Here is a 17672-nt window from a genome sequence, read left to right on the forward strand (position 1 = left end):
TGTTCACAAAATGGGTGGCCGACACCGAACCCTGTAGGAGCAAAGCTTGCTCGCGATGAACGATAACGCGGTGTGTCTGGCGCACCAGCTAAACATGTTTAACGACGACTGTTTAAAGACATCCGGTGTTACGTCATAAACGGCTACAACGCCTTGCGCCGTTGCCTACGCGTACGCCAGAATCCGCCGGCTTGTGCGGCTTGGGGCTCGTCGGTAACTTTGTTCCTGTCACTGCTCATCAGTGATCGGGTTTAGTAGCTCGGCAGTCATCTTCGGTTGTACAAGCGTCATCCAGTCAGGTATTTGCCTGCAATTGATGGTGGTTGTGTACAGGGCGCCCTCGGGCGCGCCGGGGTTTTTAGGTGACTTTGCCGGTCTACTAACCTGTGCACAGCCGCCACCCCTCGTTTAGTAGCGAGTCGGTGCGGCTCTACTGGAGAAAGTCCCTATGTTCAAAGTCACACCTAATCCGCCGAATGCCGGTCCAGTCCCCTACGACGCCTCCTTCGAGCTTGACCCCAAGAAAATGAAAGAGGCCGCCGACCGCGCGCTCAGCCATTACCTCAACCCCGGGGCGACGAAAACGCAGATACCGCCCCGCAGTTCCGGTACTTTCTTCACCATCGACGCAGCGGTGGATGACGAGACGTTGCTGGTCGAGGTCTACGAATCGTTATCAACGGCCCGCAAGATGGTCAACGATTTCGTCGAGCTGACGGACGGCCCACGACGCCATACGATGCTGGTGTTGCATCGGTCGCTCCTGATGGGTGAGATGGCGGCCAATCGGATACTGGACAACCACAAGCCCGGGTAAGCGCCAGGCACGGTAGCGAGGGAGACGACTCCCTCACTGCCCTTGAACACTTTTGTGGCGAGGGAGCTTGCTCCCGCTGGGCTGCGAAGCGGCCCCAAATCGGTTATTGAGTTCTTTCAGGAGGACCGCGACAGCCTTGTTAGGGCCGCTTCGCAGCCCGGCGGGAGCAAGCTCCCTCGCCACAGGGGTTCAGTGCGAGACGTACCCACGCCAACATGACTCATGACTATCCAGAACTAATGTATTGCCCATGCCTGTCTGTTTCCCCACAGGAGGGCTGCGTACCTTGGGTCCACTGTTACTCCAAAAGGACCCCCACATGCTCAATCGTTTGATACTGCCGTTCACCTTGCTGTTCACCCTCGGCGCCGCTCAGGCCGCGGACTCTGAAAAATGGTACCCCTCGAAATACGGCGCCAACGATGAAATCGGCGCGCTCAATCTGCTCAACGCCGATTCGGTGCTCAACGCCGCCAAACTGATCAAGACCGGCAAGACGTATCCGCTGGCCGTGCCCATCGACAAGACCCTTCCGGCCTTCCGCCATCGCAGTTTCAACCTGACCAACGTCCAGCCGGGCGAGGCGGGTGGCACGACCATGGGCCCGAACAAATTCACCTTCAACGATGAACTGGTGGTGGGTTGGACCGGCGTCGGCACCCAGCTCAACGGCATCGGCCATATCGGCATCGATTACGTCTACTACAACGGCAACCGCGCCGCCGATTTCGTCACCGTCGAAGGCGTGAAAAAACTCGGGATCGAGAAGGTCCCGCCGATCGTCACCCGTGGTGTGGTGCTGGACATGACCGCCGTGTACGGCACGCCGATCGTGCCGGAAAAAACCGAATTCACCGTCGCTGACATCCAGAAAGCCCTCGACCTGCAAGGCGTCACCATCCAGAAGGGCGATGTGGTGCTGTTCAACACCGGTTGGCTGGAACTGCTGGGCAAGGACAACGCGAAGTTCCTCGCCGTGGAACCAGGCATCGGCATGGCGGCGGCCAAATGGCTGGTGGACAAACAGATCGTCGCGTTCGGCGGCGACACCTGGGCCTCTGAAATCTACCCGGCCAAAGACGGCCAGGAGTTCCCGGTCAACCAGTACATGCTGGCCAAGAACGGCATCTACAACCTGGAACTGATCGATAGTCGCGCCTTGGTGAAAGACAAGGCCTGGGAATTCATGTTTGTCCTCGGCCAGCCGCTGTACAAGGGCTCGACCCAAGTCAACATCAACCCGGTGGCGATTCGCTGATTGCGCTGACACGCATGACCGGCCGGGGCGTGACCAACCCCCCGGCCTTTTTTTGTTTCTGGACATGGAGAACACATGGACACCGTGCCTTCCCTCGCCAGCATCGCTTCACGCTTGCGCCTCAAACAACTGCGCCTGCTCATTGCCCTGGATGATCGCGGTTCGTTGCACAAGGCTGCCGAGCATATTTCCATCTCCCAGTCCGGCGCGACGAAGGCGTTGCATGAAGTCGAGGCGTTGATCGGCATGCCGCTGTTCGAGCGCCAGCCCAAGGGCCTGGTGGCCAATGAAATGGGGCGTTGCATGATTCGTTACGCGCGCCTGATCCACAGCGATGTCGAACATTTGCACGAGGAAATGCTCAGCATCCTCCAGGGGCAGGGCGGGCGCTTGTCGGTGGGGGTGATCATGGGCGCGATGCCGTTGCTGACCCGGGCCCTGACCGCGTTGCGCCTCAAGCAGCCAGAGCTGTCGGTGGAACTGGTGGAGAACACCAGCGCGACCTTGCTCGGGTTGCTGGATCAGGGGCGGCTGGGTCTGGCGATTTGTCGCACCAGCGTCGGCCAGCGTTTGGACGCCTATGACTGCATCGAACTGAGCGAAGAACCCTTGGCGGTGGTCGCCAGCAAGAACCATCCACTGGCGGATGCCAGCACTTTGCAGCTCTCGCAGTTAAGCGATTACCGTTGGCTGGTTTATCCCAAGGACATGCCGATGCGTCAGGCCCTGGAGCGCGAACTCAACGAGGCCGGGCTGCAAATCCCGCGTTATCCGCTGGAGACCTCGTCAATCTTCGCCACCATCCTGCTGGTGCAGCAAGACCCGACGCTGTTGGCGGTGATCCCGGCGGAAGTTGCCGCGTTCTGCGAGCAACACGCTTTGCTGGTGAAGCTGCCGGTGCCATTGCGGGCGTTGAGCGAGCCCTTCGGCGTGATCAGCCGGGCCGGCGCCGACTTGTCTCCGGCGGCGACCCTGCTGATCAGCGAGTTGCAACAAGACCCGATTACTTGATCACAATCGGGTTCACTGGCGCGCCGGTGCCGCCGACGATCTTCAGCGGCGCGGCGGTGTAGAGGAATTTCCACTGGCCGTCGGCAGCGCAGTCGCTGGCCAGTTCATCGAGCAGCGCCACTTCGGTGAAGGTCACGCCGAGGTTGCGCATCAACGCGTTGTGCAACGGGATCAACACGCCAGAGGCGGGGTCGACCGCCACTTCGTTGGCCATGGTGTCGGTGACCAGGTTGGGGATTTCCATCTGGTGAAACCACTCCACCAACTCACGGCTGAAGGTCAGGCCCGGCTCGGCGAAATCCTTGTAGAACTCTTCCGGCTCGCGCTCGTAGAACGAGCCGATCCACCCGGTGCGGATGATCAGAATGTCGCGCTTCTCGATCTCGATGCCTTGGGCTTTCGCCGCCGCCAGCAAGTCCAGGTGGGTGAAGGTCTCGCCCTTGTCCAGCACCGTTTTGCCGCGATGCCGGGCCATGTCGATCAACACCGCGCGCCCGACAATCCCGCGTTCGGCAATCGGCAGGATGCTGGCCTTGTCCATGCTGCCGATGGTGCTCATGGCGTCGTAGCCGTTCCACAACTTGTTGTCGTGCCAGACATGGCCCAACGCGTCGTACTGGGTCGAGCCTTGCAGGTGCATGAAAATCACGTCGTCGGCGTATTCCACGTGGCCGTCGAAGTGAGTTTTGCCGGCCAGGAAGTGGCCCTTGTCCAGCACGTTGACCCGCATCGACGGGCGACGACCGGGCCACAGCGGTTCGCCTTTCGGGTGACCGATCTGGACTTGCAGGGTGAAGGTCTTGCCCTGGCGCACCGAGGCGATGCCGCGCAGGACCTCGGCTTCTTGCAGGTAATTCAGGGCGCCGACTTCATCGTCCGGGCCCCATTTGCCCCAATTGGTGGGGAGGCCTTCGAGGAGTTTTTTGGCGTCGGGGGACGGGGCGGCGGTGTTATTAGAGTTGTGGTCGCACATGGGGGTGTCCTTGGATTTGGCATACCAGCACAAATCCCCTTGTGGGGGCGGGCTTGCTCGCGAAGGCGGTGGGTCAGGCACCCTTGATGTCGACTGACACTCCGTCTTCGCGGGCAAGCCTCGCTCCTACAGGGGGCGGTGGCGTCTGGGGTTATTTGATGGGTGAGAAGTCCGCCGCGATCAGCAGTTTCGATTCCATTTTTTCCAGCATCGGGAAGGCGATCGGCACAAAGCCTTCCAGCCAATCCGCATCCTGATACAGCGCCGCACGTTTCTTGATCCGCTCATCAAGGCTCGGGTAGGCCCAGATATGGATCACCTGGTTCAGCTCGCCGATTTCCGTGTACCACCAGCCCACCAGCGTGGCGTAGCGGGAGATCACCGGCAGGCCGTTCTCTTCGAAGTGCTTGAGGTAGGTCTGCATTTTTCCGATCTGGATCGTGTAGGTGCGCATTTCGTAAAACATGGGTTTGTCTCTCAGCAATGAGTGCCGTGGTAGGCGTTGTTAATGATCCGTTCGATGTCGGCGGCGGTGGTCAGGCGTGGGTTGACCAGCACGTTGCCGCTGCGCATCGAGTCGCTGACCATTTGCGGCATGTAGTCCAGGTCCACGCCCAGGTCCTTGATGTTGGCCGGGATGCCGATGGCCTTGTTCAGCGCCATCACGTGCTCCACCACTTTGCGCCCGGCATTGGCGAGGCTCAGGCCATCGACGTCTTCGCCCATGGCGATGGCGATCTCGCGAAACAGCTCCGGGCAGGCCGCCAGGTTGTATTCGATGACGTAGGGCAGCAGCGTCGCGTTGGCGATGCCGTGGGGGATGTTGAACACGCCGCCGAAGGTGTGGGAGATCGCATGCACGTTGCCGAGTTTCGACTGGGCGAACGCCACGCCGGCCAGGAACGAGGCGAGCAGCATCTGTTCCCGCGCATGCAAATCCGAACCGGTGAAAAACGCCTTGGGCAGGTGCGTGCAAATCATCTTGATCGCTTGCAGGGCCAAGGCCTGGCTCACCGGGTTGGCCTGTTTCGACACGTAGGATTCGATGGCGTGGGTCAAGGCGTCCATGCCCGTGGCGGCGGTGATGGACGGCGGCAACTTGAGGGTCAGTTCGGCATCGAGAATCGCCAGTTTCGGAAACAGCGCCGGGCTGATGATCACCGTTTTGAACAGTGTCTTGGTGTTGGTGAACACCGTGGACGCCGTGCATTCACTGCCAGTGCCGGAGGTGGTCGGGATGGCGAACACCGGCAGCGGCGGGTGCAGCAGTTTGTCGTAGCCTTCGTAGTCGAGAATGTTGCCGGGGTTGGTGGCCATGGCCGCCACGCCTTTAGCGGTGTCGATGCTGCTGCCGCCACCGACGCCGATCACCGAGTCGCAGTCGTGGCTTTTCAGGAACGCCACCGCGCGCTCCAGCACATCAGTCGTGGGGTTGGGCTCGACCCCGGCGAACACTTCGTAGCTGATTTCACTCTCGGCCAGCGAGGCGAAAAAACTTTCCATCACCCCGGACGCGATCAACCCCTGATCGGTGACCACCAGCAGTTTTTTTCGAACGTGCGGCTTGAGCAATGCACCGGCCTGACGCACCAGGGCGTTGCCGCTCTTCAAGGTCGTGGGGAAATAAAACTGGAACGGGTTCATGGGTGTCTCCGGTTTCTTATTGGTCGGGAGACAGTAAATAGCGAGGCGGGCGGCTGATAATGAAAAGGTCTGACCGGGGGATCACCCTTTGTCATCCCCTGTGGTGCCGGGTGGCGGTGGTAACGTAGGTTTTTTCAACGATTGGGAGCATGGTCATGGATTTGGGAATATCGGGTCGCTGGGCCATCGTCTGCGCGGCCAGCAAAGGGCTGGGCCTGGCCTGTGCGCGGGCCCTGGCGAAGGAGGGCGTGAACCTGGTGATCAACGCTCGCGGCGAAGAGGCCTTGCAGGTCGCCGCCACGGAACTGCGCAACCTGGGCGTCGAAGTGCGCACCGTGATCGGCGACATCAGCGACGCGAGCGTGCGCGAACAGGTGCTGGCGGCGTGTCCGCAGGTCGACATTCTGGTCAACAACGCCGGCGGCCCACCGCCGGGTGATTTCCGCGACTGGCAGCGCGAGGACTGGCTCAAAGCGCTGGACGCCAACATGCTCACGCCTATCGAGCTGATCAAGGCCTGCGTCGATGGCATGGCCGAGCGCGGGTTTGGCCGTGTGGTCAACATCACTTCCGGCGCGGTGAAGGCGCCGATTGACGTGCTGGGCCTGTCCAACGGCGCCCGCAGTGGCTTGACCGGTTTTATCGCCGGGCTGGCGCGGCAGTCGCGGTTGGCCGGGCACAACGTGACGATCAACAACTTGCTGCCGGGGCCATTCGAAACCGAGCGCTTGAACAAAACCCTGAGCGTTGCCGCCGACGCCAACGGCACCAGTGTTGAAGCCGTCAGCGAAAAACGGCGCAAACACGTCCCCGCGCAACGCTTTGGCCAGCCTGATGAGTTTGGCGCCTATTGCGCGTTCATCTGCAGCGCCCAGGCCGGGTTCCTCACCGGGCAGAATCTGTTGCTGGACGGCGGCAGCTACCCCGGAACTTTCTGATGGTGCGGGGGATGACGTTCAGTGATCCCCCAATCAGATCCCATCATTATTCACTCGTGGGGCGCGTGATTAGAGTGGGGCTGCTACCTGATGCCAATCCAGACAACACGCAAGCCTCTGTAGGAGCAAGGCTTGCCCGCGATGGCGGTGTGTCAGTCGACATCATCGTTTCTGACACACCGTCATCGCGGGCAAGCCTTGCTCCTACAGAGGGGTGTGTTGTTGATGGGATTGGGTCGCTTGCATCCACAACAATAAAGAGCGCCCCTCATGAACAATCCGAGTGCCGAAACACTTCCCCTGACCGCTGTCGAGCGTCCCACCAGCGTGCGCTGGCGAATCTTCCTGATCATGTTGCTGCTGACCGCGATCAACTACATCGACCGCGCGTCGCTGTCGGTGGCGTTGCCGCTGATTTCCAGCGAATTCCAGATCCCTCCGGCGCTGGAAGGCTTGATGCTCAGCGCGTTTTTCTGGTCCTACGCCTTGATGCAGATTCCCGGCGGGATGCTGCTGGATCGCTTCCAGACCCGTCGTGTGATCGTGATCGCCACCGTGGCCTGGGGCGCGTTCCAGGCTTTGGCGGCGGGCGCGCATAACTGGATTGTGCTGCTGATCACGCGCATGGGCCTGGGCATCGCCGAATCGCCGATCATGCCCGCCGGGGCCAAGCTCAACGGCGCCTGGCTGACCCCCAACGAACGCGGACGCGGCGCGGTGTTGGTGGACGGTGGCGCGCCGCTGGGCAGTGCGTTTGGCGCAATCATCATTGCCGGCCTGATCGGCTGGTTCGACTCCTGGCGCATCGCGTTCGTCATCGCCGGCGTCGGCACCATGCTCGCTGGTGTGCTGGCCTGGAAATACATTCGCAACCACCCCAGCGAACACCCCGGCGTCAACGCCGCCGAACTGGCGCACATCACCGAAGGCAACCGCCAGACCAGCCAACCCGGCGCGGTCACCAGCATCGCCCTCAAAGAACTGCTCAAGGACCGCTCGGTGCTGGCGATGTTTGCCGGTTACTGCTGCATCCTCAGCGTGTTCTACGGCTTGCTGACCTGGATGCCGAGTTACCTGCACCAGACCCACGGTTTGAACATTTCGAGCATGGGCGGCGCGACGTTTTTGATCTTCATGTGCGGCTTCGTCGGCGAACTGGTGGGCGGTTACCTGGGGGACAAATGGAAATCCAGCGGTGCTTCGCCGAACCTGGTGATGCGCAGCATGTTCAGCGGCTCGGCGCTGGTCGCGGCGCTGTGCATGCTGGCGGTGGCCTATACGACTGAGGCGAGCAAGGCGATTGGCCTGCTCTGCGTGGCGATGTTTTTCATCCGCTGGTGCGGCATGTACTGGTGCATCCCGTCGATCCTCGGCGGCACGTCAAAAACCGGCATTCTGGCCGGCACCATGAACTTCTGCGGCAACATGGCCGGGGTGATTGTGCCGATCCTGATCGGCCTGATCGTGCAGTTCACCGGTTCGTACTTCCTGGTGCTGATCTTCTTCGTGGTCATGGCCGCGCTGCTGGCGATTTTCTCCAGCCTGATCGATTATCGCGAACGGGGTCTGGCTTGAATGAGCGGAGGGCAGGTGAGCGTCGATATTGAGTGTGTGGTGGTCGGGGCTGGGGTGGTCGGGCTGGCGGTGGCCAGGGCCCTGGCCTTGAGCGGCCGCGAAGTGATCGTGGTCGAGGCGGGCGAGGGGATTGGCGTGGGCATCAGCTCGCGCAACTCCGAAGTGATCCACGCCGGAATCTATTACCCGAGCGGCAGCCTCAAGGCGCAACTGTGCGTCGAGGGCAAGCAGCGCCTGTATGCCTTTTGCGATGAGCGCGGGGTGGATTACCGGCGGTTGGGCAAGTTGATCGTGGCTACCGATGACGGGCAGCGAGTGGCGTTGCAGCGGTTGCTGGATCAGGGGTTGCGCAATGGCGTTGATGATTTGCAATGGCTGGATGCGGCTCAGGCGCAAGCGCTTGAACCGGCGTTGTCCTGCGTTGCTGCGCTGTGGTCGCCGTCCACCGGTATCGTCGATTCCCATGGGCTGATGTTGGCGTTGCAAGGGGACGCCGAGGCCTCGGGTGCGTCGATTGCATTTCACACGCCACTGCTGGCCGCTCGTTGTATTGAGCAGGGTTTCGAACTGCAAATGGGCGGTGCGCAGCCGATGACGCTGAGCTGTCGCGAGTTGATCAATTGCGCGGGGTTATCTGCGCCTGAGGTGGCAAGCCGGATCGTCGGCTTGCCCGCACAGCACGTTCCCGCGCCGCGATTGTGCAAGGGCAGTTACTTCAGTTTCAGCGGTCGGGCGCCGTTTCGGCACCTGGTCTATCCCGCACCGGAAAGCGCCGGGCTAGGCGTGCACATGACCCTGGACCTGGGCGGCCAGGCGCGGTTCGGACCGGATGTGGAATGGGTCGACCATATCGACTACCGCGTCGATCCGCGCCGGGCCGATGGGTTTTATCAAGCGATTCGCCGCTACTGGCCGGGGTTGCCGGATGACAGCCTGCAACCGGCCTACAGCGGCGTCCGCCCGAAAATCACCGGGCCGACCGAACCGGCTGCTGACTTCATCATCAGCGGCCCGGCGGAGCATGGTGTGCCGGGGCTGGTGAACCTGTTCGGCATCGAATCGCCGGGGTTGACCAGTTGCCTGGCGTTGGCCGAGCGGGTCATCACCGCGATCCACTAACCACCACAAGTCCCCCTGTGGGAGCGGGCTTGCTCGCGAAGGCGTCGTGTCAGTAGACATCTGCATCAACTGATACACCGCCTTCGCGAGCAAGCCCGCTCCCACAGGGGAACTGCATCATTGCGATGATCCCGGATCGGTCAGCACTTTCCTGAACGTCTCCACCAACGGCCGCAAATTGATCCGGTGCCACGCCGCCCACAGCGGTCGGGTGAAGCAGATCCACGGCACTTCCCGCAGGACCACGCCGGGCGGTGCGTTGCGGCTCAGGCCTTTCTGGATCATGGCGATGCCCAGTCCCGAAGCCACCAGGGCCAATGCAGTGAAGGGGCCGGTGGCCTCCATGCGGATGTCCGGGGTGAAGCCCGCGCGGATGCAGGCGCTGACGAAGTTTTCGCGGCCGGTGAGGTTATGGTGGTGCTGCACGCCGATCCATTCCTGATGGGCCAGATCTTCCGGCGTCAGTACCGCCTGCTGAACCAGCGGGTGATCTTCCGGCAACGCCAACAACATCGGGTCGTCCAGCACCTGAAAACCCAGCAAATCCGGGTCATCACTGACGGGCGGCTCACTCACCAGGGCGATATCCAGACTACGCTGGCGCAGGCCTTCCAATTGTTCGGCAGAGCTCAGGTTGTACAGCGCAACGTGCACGTTCGGCCGGTCCACCCGCAACACGCGCAGGGCATTGGGCAACACGCCAGCGTGCATGGCGTTTTCGATGTAGCCGATGCACAACCCGCCTTCTTCACCACGGCCGAGGCGTTTGCCCAGGGACTCCAAGCGACTGGCGTGGGTCAGCAGGGCACGGGTTTCGGCGAGGAAGGTCTGGCCGTCGCGGGTCAGGCGGATGCGTTGCTGGCTGCGTTCGAACAGGGTCAGGCCCAGGCGTTCTTCGAGCTGGGCGATCTGCCGGCTCAGGGGCGACTGGGAAATGTGCAGGCGTTCGGCGGCGCGACCGACGTGTTCTTCCTCGGCGACGGCGACGAAGTAGCGCAATTGGCGGATGTCGATCATGTCAGACCTCTGGGGACTCAAGTGCTGCGCATTATGTCTTGGACGGTCCGACTCCGGCAATCTACGATCTGCTCAACGGTCACCCATGAGCTGGCCACTGACACTCAAGAGGAATTACCCATGAGCTTGAAAGACAAACTGCCCGGCACGCTGGGTTTCGGCACCGCCCCATTGGGCAACATGTTCCGCGCCATCCCGGAAGAAGAGGCGATGGCCACCGTGCACGCTGCCTGGGATGCCGGCGTGCGTTACTTCGACACCGCGCCGTTCTACGGTTCGGGCCTGTCGGAAATTCGCCTCGGCACCGCGTTGTCCCAATACAACCGCGACGACTACGTGCTCAGCAGCAAGGTCGGCCGGGTGATTCTCGATGAAGTCGAAGACACCGCCGCCCGTGACCTCGGCGAGAAGGCGGGTGTGTTTGAACACGGTCGCCCGAACAAAATCGTCAACGACTACAGCGCCGACGCAACGATGCGTTCCATCGAGGACAGCCTCACGCGCCTGCAAACCGATCGCCTGGACATCGTCTGGGTGCACGACATCGCCCAGGACTTCTACGGCGATCAATGGCTGGAATACTTCAACCAAGCCCGCACCGGCGCGTTCAAAGTTCTGACCCGTTTGCGCGAAGAAGGCGTGATCAAGGGCTGGGGCTTGGGTGTGAACAAGGTTGAGCCGTGCGAATTGACCCTGGATCTGACCGAAGCGCAGCCGGACGGTTTTCTGTTGGCTGGCCGCTACACGCTGCTCGATCATGACCGTGCCCTGCAACGCCTGATGGATTCGGCCCTGGCGCAGAACGTCGAAATCGTCGTCGGTGGCCCTTACAGCTCGGGCATTCTGGCCGGCGGTACGCACTTCGAATACCAGAAGGCGAGCCCGGCGATCGTCAACAAGGTCGAGCAGATCAAGAAGATTGCGGCGGCCCATGGCGTGAGCATCAAAGCGGCGGCGTTGCAGTTCTCCCTGGCCAACCCGGCGGTGGCGGCGGTGATTCCCGGTTCCAGCCGTCCTGATCGCATCGCTGAAGATGTGGCGGCGTTGAATGAGGTGATTCCTGCAGCGTTCTGGCAGGCACTGCGTGACTCGAAGCTGATTTCCGAACGGGCTCCATTGCCAGGAGGTGTGGCATGAAAATCGATCTGACCGGAAAACTCGCCATCGTCAGCGGCAGCACCGCCGGCATTGGCCTGGGCATCAGCAAGGCGCTGGCCGAATGCGGCGCGACGGTGGTGGTGATTGGCCGCGACTCGGCCAAGGTTGAGCAAGCCTTGGCGGACATTCGTCAACGCGTGCCGGGTGCGCAATTGCGTGGTCTGACTGCTGACCTCGGCACCGCCGAAGGCGCCGAACAACTGTTCGCCGCCGAACCCCGCGCGGACATCCTGGTGAACAACCTCGGGATTTTCGACGACGTGGATTTCTTCGACGCGCCGGACAGCGAGTGGACGCGCTTCTATGAAGTCAACGTGATCTCCGGTGTGCGTCTGTCCCGGCATTACACACCGCAGATGGTCAAGAACGGCTGGGGCCGGGTGATCTTCCTGTCCTCGGAATCCGGGGTGGCGATTCCGGCCGACATGATCAACTATGGCGTGACCAAAAGCGCCAACCTGGCGGTGTCCCATGGCCTGGCCAAACGCCTGGCTGGGACCGGCGTCACAGTCAACGCGATCCTGCCCGGCCCAACCTTCACCGACGGCCTGGAGCAGATGCTCAAGGACGCCACCGCCGAGTCCGGCCGCAGCGCTCGGGAAGAGGCCGACGCCTTCGTGCGCAAGGCCCGCCCGAGCTCGATCATCCAGCGCGTGGCGGATGTCGAAGAAGTCGCCAACCTGGTGGCCTACATCGCCTCGCCACTGTCCTCGGCCACCACCGGCGCGGCGTTGCGGGTCGATGGCGGCGTGGTCGACAGCATGGCAATCTGAACCTGAATTCACAGAGAGATATTAATTTATGGCAACTGCATCAGCCTCTATCGACATCCCGGCTTCGGCCGACCAAGTCTGGCAATTGATCGGCGGCTTCGACTCGCTGCCGGATTGGTTGCCGTTCATTGTCAAAAGCGAACTGAGCGAAGGCGGGCGCGTGCGCAGCCTGCAAACGGCGGACGGCGCGGTGGTGATCGAGCGTCTGCAAGCGTTCGACAACGCCGGCAAGACCTACAGCTATTCGATTGAACAGGCGCCGTTCCCGGCCGCTGAATACCTGGCGACGTTGCGGGTAGAAGCCCAAGGGCAGGGCGCACGGGTGACCTGGTCGGGTCGGTTTACCGCCAAAGGCGTGACGGATGCGGAAGTGGAAGCGCTGTTTGACGGCATCTACAAGGGCGGCCTCGAAGCCCTGCGGGCCAACTACCCGGCCTAAGCCAAAGCACCACAAAACCCTGTGGGAGCGGGCTTGCTCGCGAAAGCGGAGTGTCAGGCATTAGGATGCCGACTGACACACCGTATTCGCGAGCAAGCCCGCTCCCACAGTTGATTTTCGGTGAACACAAAATCCGTGTCCGACAGGTGATCCCTTGTGGGAGCGGGCTTGCTCGCGAAAGCGGAGTGTCAGGCATTAGGATGCCGACTGACACAATGCCTTCGCGAGCAAGCTCGCTCCCACAGTTGATTTTCGGTGAACACAAAATCCGTGTCCGACAGGTGATCCCTTGTGGGAGCGAGCTTGCTCGCGAAAGCGGAGTGTCAGGCATTAGGATGCCGACTGGCACAATGCTTTCGCGAGCAAGCCCGCTCCCACAGTTGATTTTCGGTGAACACAAAATCCGTGTCCGACAGGTGATCCCTTGTGGGAGCGGGCTTGCTCGCGAAAGCGGAGTGTCAGGCAATGAAGATGCCGACTGACACACCGTATTCGCGAGCAAGCCCGCTCCCACAGTTGATTTTCGGTGAACACAAAATCCGTGTCCGACAGGTGATCCCTTGTGGGAGCGGGCTTGCTCGCGAAAGCGGAGTGTCAGGTAATGAAGATGCCGACTGACACACCGTATTCGCGAGCAAGCTCGCTCCCACAGTTGATTTTCGGTGAACACAAAATCCGTGTCCGACAGGTGATCTCTTGTGGGAGCGGGCTTGCTCGCGAAAGCGGAGTGTCAGGCATTAGGATGCCGACTGACACACCGTATTCGCGAGCAAGCCCGCTCCCACAGTTGATTTTCGGTGAACACAAAATCCGTGTCCGACAGGTGATCCCTTGTGGGAGCGGGCTTGCTCGCGAAAGCGGAGTGTCAGGCAATGAAGATGCCGACTGACACACCGTATTCGCGAGCAAGCCCGCTCCCACAGGGGATCTTCATTGATCCTCAGGTCTGCGGGATCAGGCTCTGCCGACAATCCAGCGCCAATCGCGCACCACCGTTATCACTGGTGCCGACTTCCAGGCTGAATCCATGCAGGCTGACAATCGCCGCAACGATGGACAGCCCCAGCCCAAACCCACTCTGCTGATTGCCACCCTCGGCCCGATAAAAGCGCTGGAACACCGCTTCCCGTTCCGACGGCGCAATACCAGGCCCCGAGTCGAGCACTTCAATCCGCGTATGCCCGCCCTGATTGATCCCGCGCAAAATCACGCTGCCGCCGGGCGGGGTGAATTTGATCGAGTTGCTCAGCAGGTTGGCAATCGCTTCGAACAGCAACGCCCGATCACCATTCAATGTCGGCAACTCCGCGGGCAGTTGCAGGTGGAAAACCAATTCGCCTTCTTCCGCCAATGGCAGATAAAAGTCATGCAGTTCGCGCAGCAACGGCACCGGATCAAGCTGCACAAATCCCGAACGCCGCTGCCGATCCTCCAGTTCGGAAATCCGCAGCAGCCCACGAAAGCGCGCCATCAAGGTGTCGGCCTCGGCCAGCACCGAATCCAGTTGCACCGACAGCGGTGAACCGTCGCCCGCCTGTTGCTGGATCCGGTACAGCTGCGCCCGCAGGCGGGTGAGCGGGGTGCGCAGGTCGTGGGCGATGTTGTCGCACACGCCTTTGACTTCGTTCATCAGGCGCTCGATGCGTTCAAGCATGGCGTTGACGATGGCGGCGAGCATGTCCAGTTCATCGCGGCGGTTAGAGAGCGGCAAGCGGTGGGTCAGGTCGCCGGCGACGATGGCTTCGGCGCTGGCCTGAATCGCACGGATGCGTCGCAGCGGACGGCGGCGCAACAGATGCCAACCGGCGATGCCGGGGAGGATGGTCAGGGACACGCCCCAGAACAACGCGTGGAGGATGATCTGGGTCACGGCAAACAACGAACCGTTGTCCCGCACCAGGACCAGCCAGCGCCCGTCGAGGGTCGGGGTGGCCACGGCGTCGCAACTGTCGGCGGGCAGGGTCGGGTCGTCGGACTCGGCGCAGTTGTCGAGCATGTGAATGCGGCCATCCAGCGGCAGATCCGCCGGGATCTCGCGCAGGGCGCCGCTGAGGTAGCGGTGCTGGGCGTCGAACAGGCCATAGGCGTCGATGCCGCGGATGTCGAAAGTCATGCTGGCAGCGAGGGCGTCCACCAATTGCTCGCCCTGAAAACGCGAGAACAGGTGCTGACGCTGCATCAGCGAGTGCTTGGCCAAGTTGTCGAGATAGCCGGAGACCTCGTAATACATGACCCCCATGAGAATCCCGCTCCAGGCCACGAACAGTGAACTGTAGAGCGCCAGCAGTCGGCTGCTGGAAGAACGCCAGCCTTTAGAGGGGTTCAGCAATGACATACCCCGAGCCTCGCACAGTCCGGATCAACGGGACGTTGCCGGGCGGATCGATCTTCTTGCGCAGGCGGCCGATGTGCACATCGATCAGGTTGGTGCCGGGGTCGAAGTGATAACCCCAGACCTCTTCGAAAATCATCATGCGCGACAGGATCTGCCCGGTGTTGCGCATCAGGAATTCAAGCAGTTTGTATTCGGTGGGCAGCAGCGTCAGCAATTCACCGCTGCGGCTGGCTTCATGGCTGATCAGGTTCAGCTCCAGATCCGCCACCCGCAATGTGGTGGCCTGGGCGCTGACGGTGTTCTGCCGGCGCAGCAACACTTCCACCCGCGCCGCCATTTCATCGGTGGCGAAAGGCTTGGTCAGGTAATCGTCGCCACCGGCCCGCAGACCGCGCACGCGCTCGTCGACGTCGGAGAGGGCGCTGATCATCAGGATCGGTGTGGCCACGCCCATGGTCCGCAGCGTCGTGACGATGGCCAGGCCATCAAGCTCCGGCAGCATGCGGTCGAGGGTGATCAGGTCGTAATCCCCGCTGACCGCCCGCGCCAGGCCTTCGCGGCCATTGTCGACCCAATCCACATCCAGACCGTGGCTGCTCAATTCAGCCACAATCTCCCGGGCGGTCACGGCGTCGTCTTCGATGGTCAAGATGCGGGTCATAGGGCGGGCCTGCTATTCGGTTCGTTACAGAATGAGGGCATTTTGCCAAGAAATACGCGCGGCTTATTAAATTAACTTTCATCTTGGTTGAGGAACCTTGCGCAGGCTCCGTTTATTTGCATGGAACATTGATATCATCTGGCCATGACTGAATAGGAGTTTCACTGTGCGCACGTTGATTCGCCGTGGCTGGATGCCGATGTTTGTACGGTTGCTGAGTGTTATCTGCTCCGCCGCCTGGGCCGGCAATACCCCATGTTCAGGGAAGAAGGGTGGTATTGATCGCTGCGATGGCGAGTTGTTTCTATGTAATGACGGTTCAATCAGCGCTTCAAAGAAGAGTTGTTCGGCGATGTATGGCGGCCAAAACCAGGCGCGGCCACAGTCCTTTTTGCAGAACAGTGACGGTTGCGCATGCGGCACCAGTTCGTTTTGCACCGGCCCTCGAGGTGGCGTGTATTGCCTGACGCCAAGCGGTAATAAAAGCTACAAACGCAAGTAACCCGGCGAACGCCAAACGGACGTATTGAGCTCAATGCATAAAACCCGCTGATATTCAGCAGCTATTGCAAAATGCATGGTCCTAGGAAATTTAGTATTTTTAACCAATTGATTTAGAACGATTTATTAAAAGTCAGCGACTGGCACGGTGCCTGCAATTCCTCCCTCGAAGAGTTGTAACACCATCTTTCATGCCTGGAGCTGAACAATAATGAATAGATCTTCTGAGGGTTTTTATCCTGCCGCAGATGAGTCGAGCACGCTCTCGGGCGTGTCCTGGGGCGCGATCTTCGCCGGGGCCGCTGCGGCCGCTGCGTTGTCGCTGATTCTGGTGTTGCTCGGCTTCGGCTTGGGCTTCTCGGCTGTTTCACCGTGGGCCAACGAGGGCGTCAGCGCCAAAGGCCTGGGCATTTCCACCATCGTTTGGCTGGCCGTTACGCAGATCGTTGCCTCTGGGCTCGGCGGTTACATTGCCGGCCGTTTGCGGGTGAAGTGGGCCAACATGCACGGCGATGAAGTCTATTTCCGTGACACCGCCCACGGCTTCCTCGCCTGGTGCGTGGCGACCTTGGTGACCGCGACCCTGGTGGTCGGTTCGGTCAGCAGTATCGTCAGCGGTGGCGTGCAGGCCGGGGCGAGTGTCGCCGGTGGCGCTGCAACGGCCATGACCGCCGCTGCCGGCACGGCCGCCGCCAATACCAGCAGTGACCAGTACGGTTACTTCGTCGATAGCCTGTTCCGCGATGATCGCCCAGCCGCCGTCAGCGATGACGCCGCCCGTGGCACCGTCACCCGCATCTTTGCGCGCAGCCTGAGCAACAACGGCCTGTCCGCCGAAGACCGGACCTACCTCGCGCAACTGGTCGCCCAACGCACCAACCTGACCCAGGCTGATGCCGAGCGCCGCGTTGATGAAGTGTATGCCCGTACCCAGAAAGCCATTGCCGACGCCAAGGTAGCTGCTCAACAAGCCGCCGACACCGCCGCCAAAGTCGCTGCCTGGACCGCGTTGTGGATGTTCATCGCGCTGCTGGCCGGTGCGTTCTTCGCCAGCCTTGCCGCAACCTACGGCGGTCGCCGTCGGGATGCCGTGGTGTATCTGGAATCGGATGCCTACGCCACTACCACCACGCTGCCACCTGTTCGCTAACCCAGGAGAATCATCATGCGCTCACTACTTCTGTTTTTTCTCGGCGTGCCCATCCCGATCATCATCCTGATCGCCCTGTTCATGCACTGATATCGCCCTTAGGCCACATGCCTGTGCCGCTTCTGCCTCTGGTAGAAGCGGCATTTTGCATTTTGAGGCAAGATGTAACTGGATTTATACCTGTGGGAGCGGGCTTGTGTGGCGAGGGGGCTTGCCCCCGTTGGGACGCGAAGCGGCCCTGAAACCTGCCATCGCGGTGCATCAGATACACCGCAGGCAATGGTTTTACGACTGCTTCGCAGC

At 61.2% G+C, this 17672-nt stretch carries 17 protein-coding genes; 11 read left to right on the forward strand and 6 right to left on the reverse strand.

Going from position 1 to position 17672, the window contains the following annotated elements; genetic code table 11:
• Positions 1-448: 448 nt before the first annotated feature.
• The 3 genes from BK665_RS22170 to BK665_RS22180 all read left to right on the forward strand — a co-directional run bounded on the left by BK665_RS22170 (position 449) and on the right by BK665_RS22180 (position 3086).
• Entirely contained in the window at positions 449-817 is a 369-nt protein-coding gene (locus tag BK665_RS22170) for a DUF6124 family protein (RefSeq protein ID WP_123408760.1), read from the forward strand.
• Positions 818-1136: 319 nt separating this feature from the next.
• Positions 1137-2075, forward strand: a complete 939-nt coding sequence (locus BK665_RS22175) for a cyclase family protein (RefSeq protein WP_123408761.1) — start codon at positions 1137-1139, stop codon at positions 2073-2075.
• 75 nt (positions 2076-2150) lie between these two features.
• Entirely contained in the window at positions 2151-3086 is a 936-nt protein-coding gene (locus tag BK665_RS22180; RefSeq protein ID WP_123408762.1) for a LysR family transcriptional regulator, read from the forward strand.
• Here BK665_RS22180 and BK665_RS22185 read toward each other — a convergent pair.
• From BK665_RS22185 to BK665_RS22200, 3 genes are all read right to left on the reverse strand, one after another.
• Positions 3079-4059: a cyclase family protein gene (locus BK665_RS22185; RefSeq protein WP_123408763.1), complete on the reverse strand. Its 981-nt coding sequence runs from the start codon at positions 4057-4059 to the stop codon at positions 3079-3081. The two genes, BK665_RS22180 and BK665_RS22185, sit on opposite strands and share 8 nt — an antisense overlap.
• 151 nt (positions 4060-4210) lie before the next feature.
• A complete protein-coding gene (locus BK665_RS22195; protein ID WP_123408765.1) occupies positions 4211-4525 on the reverse strand; it encodes an NIPSNAP family protein in 315 nt (104 codons plus the stop codon).
• Between the two features lie 11 nt (positions 4526-4536).
• The gene (locus BK665_RS22200; protein WP_123408766.1) at positions 4537-5703 is read right to left on the reverse strand and encodes an iron-containing alcohol dehydrogenase; all 1167 of its coding nucleotides are present in this window, start codon (positions 5701-5703) and stop codon (positions 4537-4539) included.
• A gap of 155 nt (positions 5704-5858) precedes the next feature.
• Between BK665_RS22200 and BK665_RS22205 the strand changes: the two genes are divergently transcribed.
• The 3 genes from BK665_RS22205 (at position 5859) to BK665_RS22215 (ending at position 9335) form a co-directional block, all read left to right on the forward strand.
• A complete protein-coding gene (locus BK665_RS22205) occupies positions 5859-6641 on the forward strand; it encodes an SDR family oxidoreductase (protein ID WP_123409004.1) in 783 nt (260 codons plus the stop codon).
• Between the two features lie 270 nt (positions 6642-6911).
• Entirely contained in the window at positions 6912-8216 is a 1305-nt protein-coding gene (locus BK665_RS22210; protein ID WP_123408767.1) for an MFS transporter, read from the forward strand.
• A 15-nt stretch (positions 8217-8231) separates the two neighbouring features.
• Complete coding sequence (locus BK665_RS22215) at positions 8232-9335, forward strand: NAD(P)/FAD-dependent oxidoreductase (protein ID WP_123408768.1); 1104 nt, start codon at positions 8232-8234, stop codon at positions 9333-9335.
• A gap of 117 nt (positions 9336-9452) precedes the next feature.
• Here BK665_RS22215 and BK665_RS22220 read toward each other — a convergent pair whose 3' ends face one another.
• Complete coding sequence (locus BK665_RS22220; protein ID WP_123408769.1) at positions 9453-10352, reverse strand: LysR substrate-binding domain-containing protein; 900 nt, start codon at positions 10350-10352, stop codon at positions 9453-9455.
• A gap of 120 nt (positions 10353-10472) precedes the next feature.
• On the opposite strand from BK665_RS22220, the gene BK665_RS22225 reads away from it, so the two are divergent.
• Genes BK665_RS22225 through BK665_RS22235 form a run of 3 tightly spaced genes read left to right on the forward strand, consistent with a single transcriptional unit; the run spans position 10473 to position 12722 of the window.
• Positions 10473-11489: an aldo/keto reductase gene (locus BK665_RS22225; protein WP_123408770.1), complete on the forward strand. Its 1017-nt coding sequence runs from the start codon at positions 10473-10475 to the stop codon at positions 11487-11489.
• Positions 11486-12283, forward strand: coding sequence for an SDR family NAD(P)-dependent oxidoreductase (locus BK665_RS22230; protein WP_123408771.1), 798 nt, complete (start codon positions 11486-11488; stop codon positions 12281-12283). Before BK665_RS22225 ends, BK665_RS22230 begins: the two co-directional genes overlap by 4 nt.
• A gap of 28 nt (positions 12284-12311) precedes the next feature.
• Positions 12312-12722, forward strand: coding sequence for an SRPBCC family protein (locus tag BK665_RS22235; protein WP_123408772.1), 411 nt, complete (start codon positions 12312-12314; stop codon positions 12720-12722).
• A 940-nt stretch (positions 12723-13662) separates the two neighbouring features.
• Here the strand turns inward: BK665_RS22235 and BK665_RS22260 are convergent.
• Both BK665_RS22260 and BK665_RS22265 read right to left on the reverse strand, forming a co-directional pair.
• Positions 13663-15057 (reverse strand): sensor histidine kinase, encoded by a 1395-nt coding sequence (locus tag BK665_RS22260; RefSeq protein WP_123408775.1) that lies wholly within the window; start codon positions 15055-15057, stop codon positions 13663-13665.
• Complete coding sequence (locus BK665_RS22265) at positions 15035-15718, reverse strand: response regulator transcription factor (protein ID WP_123408776.1); 684 nt, start codon at positions 15716-15718, stop codon at positions 15035-15037. The genes BK665_RS22260 and BK665_RS22265 overlap by 23 nt, the downstream gene beginning before the upstream one ends.
• A gap of 199 nt (positions 15719-15917) precedes the next feature.
• Between BK665_RS22265 and BK665_RS34935 the strand changes: the two genes are divergently transcribed.
• Together BK665_RS34935 and BK665_RS22275 are read left to right on the forward strand one after the other, a co-directional pair.
• A complete protein-coding gene (locus BK665_RS34935) occupies positions 15918-16220 on the forward strand; it encodes a YdcA family protein (protein WP_123409005.1) in 303 nt (100 codons plus the stop codon).
• Between the two features lie 210 nt (positions 16221-16430).
• Positions 16431-17369 (forward strand): hypothetical protein, encoded by a 939-nt coding sequence (locus BK665_RS22275; protein ID WP_123408777.1) that lies wholly within the window; start codon positions 16431-16433, stop codon positions 17367-17369.
• The last annotated feature ends 303 nt before the right edge of the window (positions 17370-17672 follow it).

The sequence above is a fragment of the Pseudomonas frederiksbergensis genome (assembly GCF_003732665.1).
Classification (GTDB): domain Bacteria; phylum Pseudomonadota; class Gammaproteobacteria; order Pseudomonadales; family Pseudomonadaceae; genus Aquipseudomonas; species Aquipseudomonas frederiksbergensis_G.